This is a genomic window from Arthrobacter sp. K4-10C (genome assembly GCF_059090085.1).
Map to the genome: position 1 here is coordinate 73754 of NZ_JBNHFI010000011.1, position 17766 is coordinate 91519.

General features: G+C 64.5%; 16 protein-coding genes. 10 read left to right on the forward strand and 6 right to left on the reverse strand.

What is annotated here, in order from left to right:
* Window positions 1-10 precede the first annotated feature (10 nt).
* A complete protein-coding gene (locus AC5RUU_RS15905; protein ID WP_493976166.1) occupies window positions 11-1279 on the reverse strand; it encodes an ABC transporter substrate-binding protein in 1269 nt (422 codons plus the stop codon).
* Window positions 1280-1648: 369 nt separating this feature from the next.
* Between AC5RUU_RS15905 and AC5RUU_RS15910 the strand changes: the two genes are divergently transcribed.
* The 4 genes from AC5RUU_RS15910 (at window position 1649) to AC5RUU_RS15925 (ending at window position 5743) form a co-directional block, all read left to right on the forward strand.
* Complete coding sequence (locus tag AC5RUU_RS15910) at window positions 1649-2593, forward strand: carbohydrate ABC transporter permease (protein WP_493976167.1); 945 nt, start codon at window positions 1649-1651, stop codon at window positions 2591-2593.
* Window positions 2583-3524 (forward strand): carbohydrate ABC transporter permease, encoded by a 942-nt coding sequence (locus AC5RUU_RS15915; protein WP_493976168.1) that lies wholly within the window; start codon window positions 2583-2585, stop codon window positions 3522-3524. The genes AC5RUU_RS15910 and AC5RUU_RS15915 overlap by 11 nt, the downstream gene beginning before the upstream one ends.
* Before the next feature lie 213 nt (window positions 3525-3737).
* Complete coding sequence (locus AC5RUU_RS15920) at window positions 3738-5096, forward strand: ABC transporter substrate-binding protein (RefSeq protein WP_493976169.1); 1359 nt, start codon at window positions 3738-3740, stop codon at window positions 5094-5096.
* 209 nt (window positions 5097-5305) lie between these two features.
* Window positions 5306-5743 (forward strand): VOC family protein, encoded by a 438-nt coding sequence (locus AC5RUU_RS15925; protein ID WP_493976170.1) that lies wholly within the window; start codon window positions 5306-5308, stop codon window positions 5741-5743.
* Window positions 5744-5940: 197 nt separating this feature from the next.
* Here AC5RUU_RS15925 and AC5RUU_RS15930 read toward each other — a convergent pair whose 3' ends face one another.
* Window positions 5941-7956: a beta-galactosidase gene (locus AC5RUU_RS15930; protein ID WP_493976171.1), complete on the reverse strand. Its 2016-nt coding sequence runs from the start codon at window positions 7954-7956 to the stop codon at window positions 5941-5943.
* A gap of 173 nt (window positions 7957-8129) precedes the next feature.
* On the opposite strand from AC5RUU_RS15930, the gene AC5RUU_RS15935 reads away from it, so the two are divergent.
* The 5 genes from AC5RUU_RS15935 to AC5RUU_RS15955 all read left to right on the forward strand — a co-directional run bounded on the left by AC5RUU_RS15935 (window position 8130) and on the right by AC5RUU_RS15955 (window position 13331).
* On the forward strand, window positions 8130-9419 hold the full coding sequence (locus AC5RUU_RS15935) for an ABC transporter substrate-binding protein (RefSeq protein WP_493976172.1): 1290 nt from the start codon (window positions 8130-8132) through the stop codon (window positions 9417-9419).
* A gap of 48 nt (window positions 9420-9467) precedes the next feature.
* Window positions 9468-10421: a carbohydrate ABC transporter permease gene (locus AC5RUU_RS15940; RefSeq protein ID WP_493976173.1), complete on the forward strand. Its 954-nt coding sequence runs from the start codon at window positions 9468-9470 to the stop codon at window positions 10419-10421.
* Complete coding sequence (locus tag AC5RUU_RS15945; RefSeq protein ID WP_493976174.1) at window positions 10418-11335, forward strand: carbohydrate ABC transporter permease; 918 nt, start codon at window positions 10418-10420, stop codon at window positions 11333-11335. The genes AC5RUU_RS15940 and AC5RUU_RS15945 overlap by 4 nt, the downstream gene beginning before the upstream one ends.
* A gap of 11 nt (window positions 11336-11346) precedes the next feature.
* On the forward strand, window positions 11347-11976 hold the full coding sequence (locus tag AC5RUU_RS15950; protein ID WP_493976175.1) for a Poxvirus protein I5: 630 nt from the start codon (window positions 11347-11349) through the stop codon (window positions 11974-11976).
* A 92-nt stretch (window positions 11977-12068) separates the two neighbouring features.
* Complete coding sequence (locus tag AC5RUU_RS15955; RefSeq protein WP_493976176.1) at window positions 12069-13331, forward strand: MFS transporter; 1263 nt, start codon at window positions 12069-12071, stop codon at window positions 13329-13331.
* 73 nt (window positions 13332-13404) lie between these two features.
* Here AC5RUU_RS15955 and AC5RUU_RS15960 read toward each other — a convergent pair whose 3' ends face one another.
* Entirely contained in the window at window positions 13405-14667 is a 1263-nt protein-coding gene (locus tag AC5RUU_RS15960; RefSeq protein WP_493976177.1) for a Gfo/Idh/MocA family protein, read from the reverse strand.
* Window positions 14668-14892: 225 nt separating this feature from the next.
* Between AC5RUU_RS15960 and AC5RUU_RS15965 the strand changes: the two genes are divergently transcribed.
* Window positions 14893-15606 (forward strand): rhamnogalacturonan acetylesterase, encoded by a 714-nt coding sequence (locus AC5RUU_RS15965; RefSeq protein ID WP_493976178.1) that lies wholly within the window; start codon window positions 14893-14895, stop codon window positions 15604-15606.
* Between the two features lie 33 nt (window positions 15607-15639).
* Here the strand turns inward: AC5RUU_RS15965 and AC5RUU_RS15970 are convergent, their stop codons facing one another.
* Genes AC5RUU_RS15970 through AC5RUU_RS15980 form a run of 3 tightly spaced genes read right to left on the reverse strand, consistent with a single transcriptional unit; the run spans window position 15640 to window position 17680 of the window.
* Window positions 15640-16257: a hypothetical protein gene (locus tag AC5RUU_RS15970; protein WP_493976179.1), complete on the reverse strand. Its 618-nt coding sequence runs from the start codon at window positions 16255-16257 to the stop codon at window positions 15640-15642.
* Window positions 16254-16634 (reverse strand): PEP-utilizing enzyme, encoded by a 381-nt coding sequence (locus AC5RUU_RS15975; RefSeq protein WP_493976180.1) that lies wholly within the window; start codon window positions 16632-16634, stop codon window positions 16254-16256. The genes AC5RUU_RS15970 and AC5RUU_RS15975 overlap by 4 nt, the downstream gene beginning before the upstream one ends.
* Complete coding sequence (locus AC5RUU_RS15980; protein WP_493976181.1) at window positions 16631-17680, reverse strand: LacI family DNA-binding transcriptional regulator; 1050 nt, start codon at window positions 17678-17680, stop codon at window positions 16631-16633. The genes AC5RUU_RS15975 and AC5RUU_RS15980 overlap by 4 nt, the downstream gene beginning before the upstream one ends.
* Between the last annotated feature and the right edge of the window lie 86 nt (window positions 17681-17766).

A 17766-nucleotide genomic window follows, 5' to 3' on the forward strand; every position in this document is an offset into this window, starting at 1 on the left:
CGCCGCGCGGTCAGCCCAGGTTCTGGTTGACTTCGTTGATCATGCCCTTGGCGGCGTCACGCGGGGAGATCTTTCCGAACAGTACATCGGTGTTGTATCGGTTCAAAACTTCCATGGTGGCGGAGGAACCTGCCGGGAACGGCTTCGGCGGATCGATCTTCATCTCCGCGATGCGGTCCAGGTACGCCGCTTCCTTCTGCTGCGTGTCCTTCAGGAGCGGCGTGATGCCGGCCTTCAGTTCGGTGTTGGCGGGCATGCCGCGGTCGCTCTTGATCTTGCTGGCAGCGTCCATGTTGTTGACCAGGTAGTTGATGAGGAGCGCGGCTTCCTTGGGGTGGGCCGACTTGGAGGAGATGGCGTACTCCATGGAGGAGCGAAGCCAGGCGCCCGGCGTCTTGCTTTCACCCGGTAGCTTCATCATGACCAGCGGTGCGCCGGAGTAGGACGTCATCTGGTTGCTCCAGGAGATCTTCATGCCCTGCTTGCCCTGGCCCATCAGGGTCATTTCGGGCTGGGCGGCGCCGTCCTCCACGGTCTGCGACGCCGAAGGTGCACCGCCGGTTTCCATGAGCTTCTTGTTGAGTTCGAACCAGCGGGTGAGTGTGTCCTCGCTGATGCCCATCCTTTTGCCGTCGTCCGTATAGAGGTCCTCGCCGGCCTGGCGCGCCCAGACGGCCAGGAAGGAGTCGTTTGCCATGGGGGTGGTGCCGAAGGTGCCGGCGGGGGACTTCTTGGTGATCTCGGCGGCGATGTCCGCGTAGTCGTCCCAGGTCCAGGTCTCGTCGTCCGGCAGTTCCACGCCTGCTGCCTCGAAAACGGTGGGGTCAACAACCATGGACATAGAGTTGACGCCGGCCGTGATGGTGTACTGCGTCCCGTCGATCTTGCCCAGGTCAACCGTCCCCTCCGCGAACTTGGACGTATCAATCTGGTCCTTGACCTTGTCCAGGTCCAGCAGCACGCCGCGGCTTGCGTATTCGCTGGGGTAGGAACCGCTCATGGCGAAAACGTCCGGGGTGGTGCCGCCGGCGATCTGGGTGGCCATCTTGTCCCAGTAGGAGCTGAACTCGGTGTTCTCGCCCTGGACTTTGATGGTGGGGTTGGCGGCCTCGAAGTCCTTGATGACCTCCAGGGTCGTTTTGGCCCGGGAGTCGTTACCCCACCAGGCGAAGCGTATCGTGACCGGGTCATCCACGGTCCCAACCTTTCCGGCTTCCGGGTTGCTGCCGCAACCGGTCAGGACTATGGCAAGGGCCGCCGTTGCGCCGGCGACCCCCATTACAGACTTCTTGAGACGAAACCGCATTGTCCTGCCCCTCATGTTGTGTGATCTAGTGGTAAGTGATCCGCGTTACAGAAAGCGTTTTCTCAAAAACTAACAAAGGGCTGTACAGGAGTCAAGAAACCGTTTACTTTGGTACGGAGCCGCTTTCCCACCTGCACTACCGGCGGCGCCGGGACCAGCACTACGACTCTAACGGTTGGGCAGTCCCGGCACGCAGGTACTCGAATCTATCGCCCGGCGATGACCAAACGTGGAGGCCACGATGACCAAAGGAGACCACATGGCCGCAAAACACATACCCAGGACAGTGTGCCCGGCATCCGTGCCGGCCGTTGCGGGCCTGCACCGGACGGGGCAGCTGCAGTGAGCGCCATCAGTGAACTGAGCTCAATTTCCCGTCGGAAGGGCAAGCTTTCTGCCGAGGAGAAGAAGGCCAACGGCCGGGACAACAAGGCCGCCTACATCTTCCTCCTGCCGTGGCTGGTGGGCTTGGTGGCCATCACCATTGGCCCCATGCTGATGTCCCTCTACCTGTCCTTCACGGACTACAACCTGCTGCAGCCGCCGGAATGGACGGGGCTGGACAACTTCACCCGCATGCTCACCGACGCCCGGCTCCACAACTCGCTTGGCGTGACATTCACGTATGTCTTTATCGGCGTTCCGCTGCAGCTGGCGGTGGCGCTGCTCATCGCCCTGGTTTTGGACAAGGGCCTGCGCGGACTGCCGTTCTACCGTTCGGTGTTTTACCTGCCGTCCCTGCTGGGCGGATCAGTGGCCGTGGCCATCCTGTGGAAGCAGATCTTCGGTACCACGGGCCTTGTGAACCAGGTCCTTGCGATGTTCGGCATCCAGGGCCCCGGCTGGATCTCGGATCCCAGCACGGCGCTGGGCTCGATCATCCTGCTGCACGTGTGGACATTCGGGGCGCCCATGATCATCTTCCTCGCCGGCCTGCGGCAGATCCCGCATATGTACTACGAGGCCGCCAAGGTGGACGGCGCCACCACGCTGCAGCAGTTCTGGCGGATCACCATGCCGATGCTGAGCCCCATCATCTTCTTCAACCTGGTGCTGCAGATCATCGGTTCGTTCCAGTCGTTCACCCAGGCGTTCATCGTCTCCGGCGGTAACGGCGGGCCTTCGGACTCCACGATGTTCTTCACGCTCTACCTCTACCAAAAGGGATTCGGCCAGTTCGACATGGGCTACGCCTCCGCCATGGCATGGTTCCTGCTGGTCATCATCGGTGTCTTCACCGCCATCAACTTCATCGCTTCTAAGTATTGGGTTTTCTATGACGACTAACCTGGAGACGCTGCCCGCCTCGGACAAGAAGTCCGGAGGAACCGGTAAGCCTACGAACCGCCGCAAGCCCCGCGAGTCGCGCGGTACCCTGGCCTTCAGCCGGGCCCAGCGCGGCAAGTCACTGATGAAGCACGGCATCCTGATCCTGGCCGGCGGTCTGATGATCTATCCCCTCCTCTGGATGGTGGTGTCCTCGCTCCGCCCGAACGAGCTGATCTTCCGCGAGCCGGGGCTGTGGCTGAACAGCCTGGAAATGAGCAACTACACCGACGGTTGGTCCGCCCTGACCCACCCGTTCGGTCACTACATGCTCAATTCCGCCATCGTGGTGATCGGCTCGATCCTGGGGAACCTGATCTCCTGCTCCATGGCGGCGTATGCCTTCGCGCGCCTGCAGTTCACTGGGAAGAAGCTGTTCTTCGGCATCATGCTGCTGACCATCATGCTTCCGTTCCACGTGGTCATCGTTCCGCAGTACATCCTGTTCTCACAGATCGGCTGGGTGAACACCTTCTGGCCGCTGCTGGTGCCCAAGCTGCTGGCCACGGACGCGTTCTTCGTCTTCCTGATGGTCCAGTTCATCCGCGGCATCCCGCGCGAGCTGGACGAGGCTGCCCGCATTGACGGCGCCGGCCACCCCCGCATCTTCCTGCGGGTCATCCTTCCGCTGATGGTGCCGGCCCTGGCCACCACAACCATCTTCACGTTCATCTGGACCTGGAACGACTTCTTCGGCGCCCTGATCTACCTCACGGATCCGGACATGTTCACGGTTCCGGTGGCACTGCGCGCCTTCGTCGACTCCCAGTCCGCCACCAGCTGGGGCTCGCTGTTCGCCATGTCCATCGTGTCCCTGCTGCCAGTGTTCCTGGTGTTCCTGTTCGGCCAGCGGTTCCTCATCAAGGGCATCGCCACCACCGGCATCAAGTAGCCCGCACTCCCGAACGGCCCGTCCCTGGCGGCGGGCCGTCCGGCTGTCCGGGCGAAGGAAAACTCGCGGTACAGCATCTTGTATTACAAGTTCTTCACTTGTAGCATGAGAAGTAGAAAGCGCTTTCCCGAATTTTGTCCCAACACCTCCCGCCCTTCGCAGTAATAAGCGAAAAGTCCCCAGCACCAAGATCAAAGAAGATCGGAGTACCCAGTGCCGTTTTTCCCCCGTACTGCATCTGCTGACAGGCAGCATGCAGGAACTTCCGCCCCCGGCGCAGCCCGCCGCATACGTAGGACAGGCGTGGTAGCCGCGGCGGCCGCCGTCGTAATGGCCCTCAGCGCATGCGGCGGGGGAGGTTCCCCGCAAAGTGCCGACGGCCCCGTTGAACTGCGCTTCTCCTGGTGGGGCGGCGACAAGCGCGCCCAGCTGACCCAGGAAGCCATTAAGCAGTTCGAAGCCGAAAACCCGAACATCAAGATCAACCCGGAGTTTGGCGACTGGAGCGGCTACTGGGACAAGCTGGCCACCCAGGTCGCGGCCAATGACGCCCCGGACATCATCCAGATGGACGAGAAGTACATCACCGAGTACTCCAGCCGCGGCGCCCTCCTGGACTTGTCGAAATACGACATCGACACATCCAAGCTCGACGAAGCGGCCCTCAACGCCGGCGAGAGCGAGGACGGGCTGACCGGAATCGCGGCCGGAATTAATGCGGCCACCATCCTGGCCAACCCGGCTGTCTTCGAGGCCGCCGGCGTCCCGCTGCCGGATGACTCCACCTGGACCTGGGAGGACTTCGAACGCATCGCAGCCGAAATCACCGCCAAGTCTCCGAAGGGTACCTACGGTGCCGCAGCCTACGGAACTGATGAGGCGTCGCTCGGCGTCTGGCTCCGCCAGAACGGCAAGTCCCTCTACACCTCGGACGGAAAGCTGGGCTTCGAGCCGAGCGACATTGCCGACTGGTGGGCCTTCCTGAAACAGCTCAGCGAGAACAAGGCCGTTCCGTCGGCCTCCGAGGTGGTTGAAGCCGAGGCCGCCCCCCTGGACCAGAGCGGACTCGCCACAGGCAAGAACGGCATGGCGTTCTGGTGGTCCAACCAGGCTCCTGCCCTCGAAAAGGCTTCCGGCAGCGACCTGAAGATCCTGCGGTTCCCCACCAAGACGGGCTCCGCCGCAGATGCCCAGCTTTGGTACAAGGCATCGCAGTTCTGGTCCGCTTCCTCACGCACCAAGCACCCTGAGGAAACCGCGAAGTTCATCAACTTCCTCACCAACAACGTCAAAGCCGGCGAGGCCCTCCTGGCGGACCGGGGCGTCTACCCGAACTCGGACGTCCGCGCAGCCATCGAGTCCAAGCTGACCCCGGCCGACGTCAAGGTGGTCAAGTTCATTGACCAGATCAAGGATGAGCTCGGCGAGGCTCCGGCTCCGCCGCCGAAGGGTGCAGGTGCAATCCAGGAAATCGTCAAGCGCTACACGTCAGAGGTTCTCTTCGAGCGGCTTTCCACTGACGAAGCCGGCAAGAAGGCGCATGCTGAGATGGCGGCGGCCATCAGCAGTTAGTTTTCACACCGCCAGCACGGCTCTGGACGACTTGGGAGGACGCCTCCTCCGCCCATAACGTCCGACGGCGGGTGGCAGCTCCGTCCCGGCAGGAACCAGTGGTTCCTCCCGGGACGGAGCTGTTTAACGCGTGTTCCTTACTGCTGCCGCCGGGACGGGGTCCCTGCCGCTACTGGAGCTATGCGGCCCGGCTCGGTAACGTGCAACGCATGGCCATCAAATTTGAGAACGTAGGCATCGCCGTCCGCGACCTCGAAGCAACGATCTCCTTTTTCACCGACCTCGGACTCACGGTCGTCGGACGCGACACGGTCAGTGGCGAGTGGACCGACACTGCCGTCGGCCTTGACGGCAACCACGCCAAAATAGCAATGCTCCAAACACCGGATGGTCACGGTCGGCTCGAGCTCTTCGAGTACATTCACCCTGAAGCGATCGAATCGGAGCCCACCCGCCCCAACGAGATTGGCATGCATCGCGTCGCGTTCTCTGTCGACGACATGGACAAAGCCCTGGAGATAGCCGTGCGGCACGGCTGCCGTCCGCTCCGCGGGGTGGCGACCTATAAGGACGTCTACAAGCTCACCTACCTCCGCGGCCCCAGCGGCATCATCGTGATGCTCGCCGAGGAACTCAAGAAAAACTGAGGGCCGAATCGGCGCAGTTCATCGTGCGTTGCAAGGGCCTCATGCGGCCAGCCGTAGTCCGGCGCCGGTACAACGCCGGTTGATCGACGCGCCGCATCACCTGGACCGCATTCTTCACAACGACGGGGGTGAGGATCCGCCGGGGTCGGCGATGGCGGAAAATCATCGGTGCACCTGGCAGGCCGCAGGAGGACTCCTTAGCCCTCGGCGATCACCGCCACGCTCCCTGCAGCCACAACGCCGGAGAACGGGCGGCCCGTCAGCAGATCCGTCCCCGCAGCCTTCACGGAAGCATCGGCGCGGGTGTGGTTGATCGCGAACAGGAAGCCCGCGCCGTCGGCCGAACGCCGCCGGACCACCTCCACACCCACATCGGCAACCGCAGCGGCCGCAACCCCGGACTCGGCCAGGAGCCGGTCAACCACGGCCTCGATGCCGTCCTGGTCCGGGAAAGTAGCCAGGTACCACGCCGCGCCCTTGTCCACGCTTCGCCGGGTCAGGGACGGCACGCCCTCAAGGGGGTATTCCGTAAAGGCCTGCACCCCTTCCGCACCGTAGAGGTGCACGTGCTCGCTCCAGACAGACGAGACAGAGCCGTCGCTCAGCTTCAGCTGCGAACCCTCAAGCAAAGGATGGAACTCCTCCACCCGCACGCCCAGCAGGTCCCGGAAGGCACCCGGGTAGCCACCCAGCCGCACATGGTCTTTCTCGTCCACGATCCCGCTGAAGTAGCTGACCAGTACGGTGGCACCGGCGGAAGCGGCGGCTGCGATGTTGGCGGCCGCCTGGTCGGTTACCGAGTACAGCGTGCAGACGAGTACCAGGTCGTAGCCCCCGAGCGGCGCCGACGGGTGGAGCAGGTCGACGGAAACGCCCCGCAGGTACAGCGAGCGGTGGAAGGCACGCAGCAGGTCCAGGTAGCGGACGTCGATGCTGGGCTTGGAATCGATTTCGCTTGCCCACCAGGCCTCGTAGTCGAATACGATGGCCGCACGGGATTCCACCCGTGATCCCCGGACGGGCTCCAGGCGCTTCAGGGCCGAACCCAGGTCCACTACTTCACGCCAGACGCGCGTGTCGCGTCCGCCGTGGGGCACCATGGCCGAGTGGAACTTCTCGGATCCCGCAAAGCTCTGCCGCCACTGGAAGAACATCACGGCGTCGGCGCCGCGCCCAACGTGGGCGAGCGAGTTGCGCAGCATCTCACCCGGCATCTTCGGCTGATTGCGCGGCTGCCAGTTAACGGCCGACGTCGAATGTTCCATCAGGATCCACGGGTCGCCCCCCGCAATTCCGCGGGTGAGGTCCGCGCTGAACGCGAGCTCGATATGGCGTTCCGGATCTGCGGCCACCAGGTAGTGGTCGTTGGCAATGACGTCCAGGTCCTCGGCCCAGGCAAAGTAGTCCATGGCCTTGGTGGCGCTGGATGCCATGAGGTTCGTGGTGCAGGGAACGTCCGGCGTCACTTCACGCAGGACGGCCACGAGGTCGCGGTAGTAGTCAATCAGCGCCCACGAATTGAACCGCTGGAAGTCCAGCTGCTGGCCCGGGTTCAACGTGCTGGGAGCAACGCCGGGAGGCAGGATCTCCTCGAACGACGCGTAATTCTGGCTCCAGAACGCCGTGCCCCAGGCGGCGTTGAGTGCGGCGATGGTTCCGTAGCGCCGCTCCAGCCACACACGGAAGGCTGCGGCGTCCTCCTCGCCGTAGAACTCTGAAACGTGGCAGCCCAGCTCGTTGTCCACGTGCCATAGTGCCAATGCGGGATGGTCCTTATAGCGTTCGGCGAGCGCACGGGTGATGCCTTTGGCGTACCGCCGGTAAACGGCCGACGACGGCGTATAGTGCCGCCGGGAGCCCGGTCCCAGCACCGTTCCGTCAGCCGTGACCGGCAGAATTTCCGGATGCTTGCGGACCAGCCAGGCCGGCGGGGCCGCTGTGGCAGTGGCCAGGGCCACCTTGACGCCGATGCCGGCCAGGTTGTCCATTACGTCGTCGAGCCAGCCGAAGTCGTACTGGCCTTCAACCGGCTCCAGGAGCGCCCAGGAGAAGATTCCGACGCTGAGGAAGTTCACCCCGGCCTCCTTCATCAGGTCCAGATCCTCAAGCCGGACGCTGACGGGCCATTGCTCGGGGTTGTAGTCGCCACCGAAGGCGATGCCTTCGATGTTGTTCCAAACGCTGGCCGGGCCGGAAGCTGCCTGCAATGTCATGGGACTCCTATGTCTGCGCGGGATGGAACCTTTGGGAACACCAGGTGTTTGGAAAACGCTTGCCCAAATTCGGGAATGCCTATATTGTATCGTTTCAGAAGCCGTGTAAGCCAGCTCACTACTTTCGTTGTAGATGAGACCAGGGATTGCACACATTGAGCAAGGAGGCTCCCGTGATCAACAGAAGGCATTTCCTCACCACCGTCGCCGTCGGCACAGCATCTGCCGGCGTACTGGCTGCGTGCGGCACCGGGTCCGGCACTTCCGGACAGACCGGTTCCGCCGAGAACCCCGTCACCATCAACTACACCTGGTGGGGCAACGACGACCGTGCCGAGCGCACCCGCAAGGCCATCGCCCTCTTTGAATCGAAGAACCCGGACATCAAGGTCAACGGAAACTTCACCGACTTCGCCGGTTACTGGCAGAAGCGCGCCACCGAGGCCGCCGGCGGCGGCCTTCCGGACGTCATGCAGTGGGACCTGTCCTACCTCCGCGACTACGGCCAGCGCAACCAGCTCCTGGACCTGAGTACCGTCAACATCAATACGGACGCCTTTGAAAAGTCCCTCCTGCCCTCCGGCCAGATCAAGGGCAAGACCTACGGCATCCCCACCAGTACCAACGCGTTCGCCGTCTACTACGACCCCGCCAAGCTCGCCTCCCTGGGCATTCCCGAGCCCACGGGCAACTGGACTTACAAGGCGTTCAACGAATTCCTGACCGAGGTGGGCGCCAAGAGCAACGGCGCCCTCTTCGGCGGCACCGACTACACGGGCGTGTGGTGGATGTTCAACATCTGGCTCCGCCAGAACAACATCGAGGCCTTCACCGAGGACGGCAAACTCGGCTTTACCAAGGACGACCTGAAGAAGTGGTGGAACCTCCCCGCCAGCCTGCGCGGCACCCCGGCCATCGTTCCCGAAGAGCGCGTCACCCAGCTGGCACCAAAGTCGCCGTTCGGCTCCAACGTCACGGCCACCGAGGTCACCTGGGACAACTTCATGGCCGGCTACCTCGCAGACAGCGGCGCCAAGGAACTCAAGCTGGTGCCGGTCCCGTCCGACGACCCTGACAACCTGGGCCTGTTCCTCAAGCCGTCCATGCTGATGGTTGCCAGCGCCAAGACCAAGTTCAAGGACGCCGCTGCCCGCTTCATCGACTTCATGGTCAACGACCCCGAGGTAGGCCAGATCTTCAAGACCTCCCGCGGCGTGCCCGCATCCAAGACCCAGCGCGACGGCACCACCTTCGAAGGCACCGACAAGCTGGTTGTCGATTACGAAAAGTCCATCGAAAAGTACCTCAAGGACGCTCCCGAGCCGCCCATCGTCGGCTTCGGCACGCTTGAAGCCTCCTTCAAGCGCATCGCCTCCGACCTGAACTACGGCAAGCTGGACATCAACGGTGCCACCGACGCCTGGTTCAAGGAAGCCGAAGACCTTATCAAGCAGAACGCCTGATTCAGGCCCAATGTCTGATTCTTGCTTCATGACTGACGGATTGAACTCGTGACTCAAAGCCCAACCCTGAGCAGGCGTCAGGCCACGTCCGCCCCCGCGCAGCTTCGCAAGTCGAAGCAGCGGGGGGCGGACGCCCGCGCCGGCTACACCTTCCTGCTGCCCTGGCTGCTGGGATTCATCGCCCTCACTGTTGGGCCCATGATTTCCTCGCTGTACCTTTCCTTCACCAACTACAACCTGTTCGAGCCCCCCAAGTGGATCGGCCTGGACAACTACACCTCCCTTTTCCAGGACGAACGGTTCCTGCAGTCGGTGGGGGTGACGGTGAGCTATGTTGTGTTCGGTACCCCGCTCAAGCTAGCTGCCGCGCTGGCAGTGGCCATGCTGCTGAACAGCAAGCGCCGTGGCCAGGGCTTCTACCGTTCCGCGTTCTACGCCCCCTCCCTGATCGGTGCCTCCGTCTCCATCGCCATCGTCTGGAAGGCCATGTTCGGCGATTCCGGTCCCGTGGACCAGGGCCTGTCCTTCTTCGGGGTCAACCTGGGCGGCTGGGTGGGCAACCCGGCCATGACCATGTCGATGTTCATCCTGCTGACGGTGTGGCAGTTCGGCGCACCGATGGTGATCTTCCTGGCCGGCCTGAAGCAGATCCCCAACGAGCTCTACGAGGCGGCGTCGATGGACGGCGCCGGCCCGGTGCGGAAGTTCTTCAACATCACCTGGCCCATGCTTTCCCCGGTGATCTTCTTCAACCTGCTGATGGAAACCATCCACGCGTTCCAGATCTTCAACTCGGCGTACATCATCTCCAACGGTGAAGGCGGCCCGGCCGGCTCCACCCTCTTCTACACCCTCTACCTGTACCTGCGCGGCTTCAGCGACTTCCGGATGGGCTACGCCTCGGCAATGGCCTGGCTCCTCCTGATCGTCGTGGGCATCCTGACCCTGATCATCTTCCGCACGTCCAAGTCCTGGGTCCACTACAGCGGTGATGCAAAATGACAACCATGGCAACCCCCACGCAGTCTGCTCCGGACGCGCCGGCGCCGGTCTACAACCCCAAAGCTGAGTCTGCGGGTGCGAAGCGGACCAAGAGCCTGGCCTTCCATGCCGTAGCCCTTTTCCTCACCGCGATTGTGCTCTACCCGGGCCTATGGATGATCGCTTCCTCGTTCAAGCCGAACTCCGAGATCGGCGGCGGGAACACCTCGCTGTGGTCCAGCAACTTCAGCTTCGACAACTTCGTCACCGCGATGGACGGGATCGGCGGGGTGACCACCCTGCAGTTCTTCACCAACTCCCTGGTCCTGGCCATCGGCGCCGTGGTGGGAACCATCCTCTCGGCCAGTGTTTCCGCCTACGCGTTCGCCAGGATCAAGTTCCCCGGCCGCAGCATCTTCTTCGGCATGATGATCGCCACCCTGCTCCTGCCGTTCCACGTGGTGATCATCCCGCAGTACATAGTGTTCCAGCAGCTTGGCCTGGTGGACACGTATGTGCCGCTGCTGATCGGAAAATTCCTGGCCGCCGACGCGTTCTTCGTGTTCCTCATGGTCCAGTTCATGCGCAACCTGCCGGCAGAACTGGACGAGGCAGCAAGGATCGACGGCGCCGGCCACGTACGGATCTTCACCTCCATCATGCTGCCGCTGATGAAGCCGGCCCTGATCTCCACCTCGATCTTCTCGTTCATCTGGAGCTGGAACGACTTCCTGGGCCCGCTGCTCTACCTGAACACCCCGGAAAAGTACCCGCTGCCGCTGGCGCTGCGCCTCTTCGTGGACCAGACCCAGAGCTCTGACTACGGCGCCATGATCGCCATGTCAGTGCTGGCCCTGCTGCCGGTACTGATCTTCTTCCTGGTGTTCCAGCGGTACATTGTTGAAGGCGTCTCCACCCAGGGCCTGAAGGGCTGACGGAGGCAGGAATGAGCATCATGGACAGCACCAGGCCCGTATCAAACCACCACGAACCCGTCCCGGTAAACCGCTTCGCGCTGTTCTCCGAGACCCTCCTGGCAGGGGTCCTGGTGCTGGTGTTGTCCATTCCGCTGGTCACGATCCCCGCCGCCTACGCGGCGGGGATCGCCCATCTGGAGCGGCACCTCTCGGGCCGGGACGATTCGGTCCGCGGACTCTGGGGTACGTTCAAAGGTGCCCTTCCCGGCAGCTGGAAGCTGGGCTTCATCACCGCGGCAGCCGCCGTCGTGATTGTCCTCAATCTCCTCCTGGCCTGGGTGGGCCAGTTGCCCGGCCGGGAGGTGGTCCTGCCCGCAACCCTGCTCCTCGCCGGCTGCGGCGCCATCCTGCTCCTGCGCGCCACGGCTGCCTGGTCCGATTCCCGCGGGCCCGGCAAGGATCCAAAGAATGCCTGGTCCGCCGCGCTGGAAACCGGAAAGGCCCTCTCCCTCCGGGACTGGTCAGGGTCGCTTCTGCTGGCCGCCGCGCTCTTCGGGGCGGTGGTCTTCGTCTGGATGCTGGCGGCATTGTTCGTCGTGGTTCCGGGCACGCTGATCCTCGCAGCCGCCGCTGTAAAGCTGCGGTCACAGCGGGCCTAAAGAGCCTTCCTCCAAGCATCACCGGCGCCGGCCTCCTACCGGCGCCGGAATCATTTCCCCAACCCTTCCCAGCTACCGAGTTGAGTCCCGACGTGCCTTCCGAGCGCCCGCGTTCCGAACAGTCCATCCGCCCCTCCGAATCCCAGGCCCGCTGGTACCACCCGCTGAAACAACACAACTACCGGCTCTTCCTGGGCATGCAGCTGGCGGGAAGCGTCGGAGTCTGGATGCAGCGGCTGGCCCAGGACTGGCTTGTGCTCCAGCTGACCGGAAGCCCGGCAGCCGTGGGTGTTGCCGTTGCCCTGCAATTCCTCCCCATGCTGGTGGTGGGGCCCCTCGCCGGTCTGGTGGTGGACCTGTTTCCCAAGCGCCGGATCATGATGGTCTGCCAGTCCCTGATCGTTCTCCTCGCCCTGGGATTGGCGGCATGGGTGGCCAGTGGCGCCATCACTGTCTGGGTGGTGTACGCCAGCTGCGTGGCCTTGGGAATCACCGCCGCCATCGACCAGCCCGCGCGGCAGGTGTTCGTCAATGAGGTCGTGGGTGACGCCGCCCTACGCCCTGCGATCGGGCTGAACAACGCGCTTGCCCAGCTGGGAGCCATGGCCGGGCCTGCCCTCAGCGGGGTGCTCATCGCCCAGGCCGGACCGGCGGCTGCCTTCGCTGCCAACTCGCTGATCGGCCTGCTGGTTTTGGGGCTGATTATCGGCATGCGGACTTCGGAGCTGCATCCAAGCACTCCTGCCGAACGGGGCCGCGGGCAATTGCTCGCGGGCTTCCGCTACGTCCGGGACAGGCCGCGCCTGCTGCTCCTGATGCTGCTGGCCGGACTCCTGGGTGCCTTCGGCATGAACGGGCCGGTGGTCCTGGCAGCTTTCGCCGACCGGGTGTGGCACACCGGCGTGGAGGGCTTCGGCCTGTTCAACACCGTCAGCGCCGTCGGGGCACTCGCCGGAGCCCTGCTCGCCGCCCGGCTCAGGAACATGGGCCGCAAGGGCATCGTGACGGCGGCCGGTCTCTTCGGGCTGTCCCAGCTGGTGGCTGCCCTGATGCCCAGCCTCGTCCTGTTCGCGGCGATGCTGGTGGTGGTTGGCCTCATGACGCTCCTCTTCCTCACCAGTGCCGCCACCGCCGTCCAGCTCGAGGCCGGCCCGGCCATCCGCGGCCGCATCATGGCGCTGTACCTGCCGTTGCTGCTCGGCGGGCATGCCCTGGGCGGGCTCCTGGCCGGGTGGCTAACGGAGGAGTTCGGCGTCCGTGCGGGGCTGGTCGTCACGGGCGCCCTGGGCATGCTGTCCGCCGTCGTCATCGGCCTGCTCCTGTGGCTGCACGCCAGGCGGTCCCGCACGCTGTAAGCGGTCGCCGGGCCTCCGGGGCCTCCGGGCTGACCTGGCAGACGCCATGACAGCCTGGTTCAACCCGGGGCCCCTAGGCGGACGGGAGGGCGAATTTGGTGGGGGAGGATCCGGCCCAGGGCAGCCCGAGTTCGCTGAAGGTGGCGTGCTGTGTGCCCGCCCGCTCCAGCGCCTCCTCGATGTCAACCACGACCGCATGGGCTGCTTCGCCGTCGCCCTCCCACCGGATGTAGGCGGCATCGATGGGTGCGGGCGCCGGGGCGGTGCGGATGGCCTCCAGGACCAGCATGAAGGCGCCGCTGTCCACGGCCGGACTGATGAGCGGAACGCCGCCCGCCCGGTGCGCCAGCAAGTTCTGGGTTAGGTCGTCCCGGCCGTAGGTCTTCTCGGAGCGGCCGGACGGCGTTTCGATGGTGAGGCGGTCCTCCGTGTAGTGGAACACCGCAGTTCCGGCCGAGCCCAGGAGCGTGATGTATGGTTCCACGGACTCGGTGGCGCAAATGGTCAGGGCGCAGGTGATGGGGAGCCCGGACGTGGTGCGGATGCGGATTACCGACGTATCGTCCGATTCAATCTCGTTGGCGCGGTACAGCTCGGTCTCCACGGACGCCACGTCGGCCGTGGTGCGGGCACCGGCAATCCGGAGGGCAGTTGCCACCGCGTGTGCCAGGGGATTGGTGGCCACGCCGTCCACCACGTCGACGCCGTTGATGCTGCGCTTTCCGGCCCAGCGCGAGCGCTTGTAATAGGCTCTGTCGCGCACCCAGCGGCCGGTGGCCGAGATGCCTTGCAGGGTACCGATCGTGCCCGCGGCCACCATGTCTTCAATGGCCTGGAGGGCGTGCGAGCCCAGGCTTTGGAAGCCGATCTGCACACTCCTTCCGGAGGCGGCGGCAGCGCCAAGGAGAGTGTGGAAGTCGGCAAGCGAGGCGACGGGCGGTTTCTCCAGGTAGAGGTCGGCGTCGCTGGCCAGGGCTGCCAGTGCCAGCGGGGCATGGGTTTGGATGGGGGTGGCAACGATGATCACGTCAAGCGCCTGGGTGCCAGCGAGCAGTTCGCTGAGCCCCGGAAAAACAACGGCCGACGCCGGTACGGAGCCGGGTGCCGGCGGTTGCGGGTCTGCCACGGCGACGAGTTCGACGGCGTTCGCTGCCTGGAGGCGTTCAAGGTTGCGCAGGTGGTGGGTGCCAAAGCCGTGCACCCCTACCAAGGCCACGCGCGCGGGATTCACGCCCTGGCTGGCTGCGGTAAGTGGCAGTTCCCCGGGGGTCGGAGTTCCTTCCGGTGCATGCGCTTCGGGTGAGTCCGGCACGCGGGTGCCAGCTGGCGTTCCCATGGTTCTCCATTCTGCCCGGGGGCACGATTCCTTGGCGTCGGCATCAGTGGCAAACGCTTTCCAGAAACAAGTTTGCTCTATGCGGCGCCCCGTCGTCCAGCAGTGTAACGATTCAAAAGGGCGGTTGACCCGGCCCGGAGGGCTGGTCTAGATTTTGCAGAAACCGATTACCGCGCGACAGCGCCAGTCCGGCCGCGCGCTACGGGGCCGACCAGAAAGCACACCATGAAAATCCTGCTCGCCGGAGACTCCACCGTCGCAAACTGCCCAACGCAAGAATTCCCGATGAGCGGGTGGGGAGCGCGGCTCGCGCCGCTCACCCACACCTGGGCTGCGGTACACAACTTCGCCAAGGGCGGCGCCAGCACCGAGTCCTTCCGGGACGAAGGGCTGTGGGGCAGCCTGCTGGCCCAGGCCGGCGAGGGTGACCTGGTGCTCATCCAGTTCGGCCACAACGACCAGAAAAAGCAGCACCTGGCCGCCCGCACCGGCTATGCGGCCAACCTGCGCGCCATGGTAGGGGAAGTGCGGGACGCGGGGGCGGTTCCGGTGCTGTGCACCTCGGTGGAGCGGCGGCACTTCCGGGACACGCCGACGTCGGACGCTGTCCTGGAGGAAAGCCTTGAGGACTATCCGGAGGTGGTCCGCGAGGTTGCCCTGGAGTTGGCCGTTCCGCTGATCGACCTCAATACCTGGACGCGGAGCCTCTATGTGGGGCTGGGCCGCGGTGCGTCCATGAGCCTGTTCTGCCATTTCGGCCCGGGCGAGCATGCCCACTGGCCGGACGGCCTAACGGACAACACCCACTTCTCACAGAAGGGTGCAGCACTGGTGGCAGGGGAAGTTGCCCGGCAGTTGGCGCGGCTTGGCTTCGGTCCCGAAACCGCCTCCCCGGCGCGGGCAGGCGGGGCAGGACGTACGGCGGCGGGACGCGCCTGAGTCCGTTGCTGGCCGCCCGGTGGTAAGAAGGACCTAGCTTCGGCGCAGGCCAAGGGTGGCGATGAGGTCCTCATGCAACTCGAACCAGGTGCGGTGGAAGGAATCGCGATCCGTCGCGGTGTACCAAGCCTGGTCTGTCACAGCACGTGCAAGTGCGTGCTCGAGGCGCGGTCCGTAACCTTTGAACCGTGGCAATGCCGTGGACAGGCGGGACTCAAGGCCGCTGACGAATACGAGGCCCCGGATGAAGGTTTGCTGCACCGGTTGGTCCGCGTCCTGCCCAGCCGCATAAGCTTCCTCCGGCAGCCCCAGGAGCCGGAACTGGAGAACGCTGCAGGCGGCGACGACGTCAGCGTTCACGGGTTCAAAGGCATGGTGGGCGGCTGTCACTGCCGCGCGCCCCCCGGTCCTGTCCAGTTCAGCAGCAAGGAGCCGCTCGTTCTCCCGCCTGCCGGCCTCCGTCAGGGACCAGCCGCGCGTCCCGCCGAAGGTCGAGCGGACATCCCATCCCCGGGCGCCAGCTTCAAGAAGGAATGCCTCCACATCCTCCAGGCTTTGGCCGAAGCGTTCCGCCACCGCTTCCACGTCCGCGAAGCCAAGCAGCCGGACAGCGTGAAGAGTGAGCGCAGCTGCCTGGGGCGTACCCGTCACGTTGCTTGTTCCAGGTGAGGCGGAGCAGCGGTCACCAGTCCCCGGGTTCCGTCCACTTCCAAAATCGTGGCGCTCTCAACGCTGGATAGGGCGCCGGAAACGCCAAGGACGGCCGGAATCCCGTACTCCCGCGCTACGATCGCGGCGTGTGACAGCATTCCGCCGGTTTCGGTAACCACCGCAGCAGCAACACCAAACAGCGGAGTCCAGGCAGGGTCGGTGGTCCGGCACACCAGGATGTCCCCGGGTTCCACTAGGGAGAACTCGTCGATGCCATGGATAAGCCTTGCCGGGCCCGAAGCGAAACCTGGGCTTGCGCCGGTTCCGGTGAGCACGCCGTCGGATTCCTTGTGGCCGGGCGTGGAAGCACCCGTCACGCGGCACCGCCTTGTGCCGGCTCCGGCGAACCTGCCGCCTTTCCGGTGCTCTGGCGGACCACCAGCTCCGGCGTGAACACCACGGAGCGGTGCGTGGGGTTTTGCGACTCCACCTCTTCGGAAAGGAGTTCGATGGCGGTGCGTCCAAGCGCCTCGGTGGGCTGTCGGATGGAGGACAGCGGAACCACGGCGGAGACCGCAAAATCGATGTCGTCGTAGCCAATCAGTGCGACGTCCTCGGGGATGCGGAACGTGTGCGTCATGGTCAGTGACTGCATGACGCCCAGGGCCAGGAGGTCGTTCGCGCAGAAGATCCCGTCCGGCAATTCTTTCCGGCCCCGCTCCACCAGGGTGTTGCCCACGCTGCGGCCGGCCAGGACGGTCATGCCCTCGGAGGTGAGCACCTCGAGTGTGGCGCCCGGTTCCTCCTTCACGGCGCGCTGTGCACCCTGCAGGCGGTCGGCCACCTGCCGGATGGAGGTGTGGCCTCCCACGAAGGCCAGCCTGCGGCGGCCGGTGTCCAGCAGGTGCCGGGCGGCCAGGTATCCGCCAGCGTCGTCGTCCACCGCAACGGAACTGAACTTTGACTCGTCGGCAAGGCGGTCCACCAGTACGGTGGGGACCCCGCGTTCGCGCAGCAGGTCCAGCCTCTCAGTCACGTCACCCACGGGGGAGATCAGCAGGCCCTGGACCCGCTGCTCCTGGAACAGGTCGATGTAGTTGGCCTCCCGGCCGGCGTCGTGGCCGCTGTCGCCCAGCAGCACGGCGCTGCCCTGCAGCGCCGCGGCGTCCTCGGCGGCCCTGACCACCGAGGTGAAGAAGGGGTTACCCACGTCCAGGACGATAAGCCCTACCGTACGGCTGTGGCCGGCGCGGAGCTGCCGTGCCGCGTCATTGCGGACAAATCCCAGCTCATCAATGGCCTTCAGTACCCGCTCCTTGGTGCGTTGGGACACCCTGTCCGGGTAGTTCAGCACATTCGAGACGGTTCCTACCGCAACGCTGGCGTGCGTGGCGACGTCCTTGATGCTGGCTGAGCGGTTCATGATCCTCCAAGCTGGTGGTCCAAGTGCACTGCGTTCCACCGCCGGTAATCCGGGTTGCGGAATGCTTGACACCTCCTTCCGTCAAG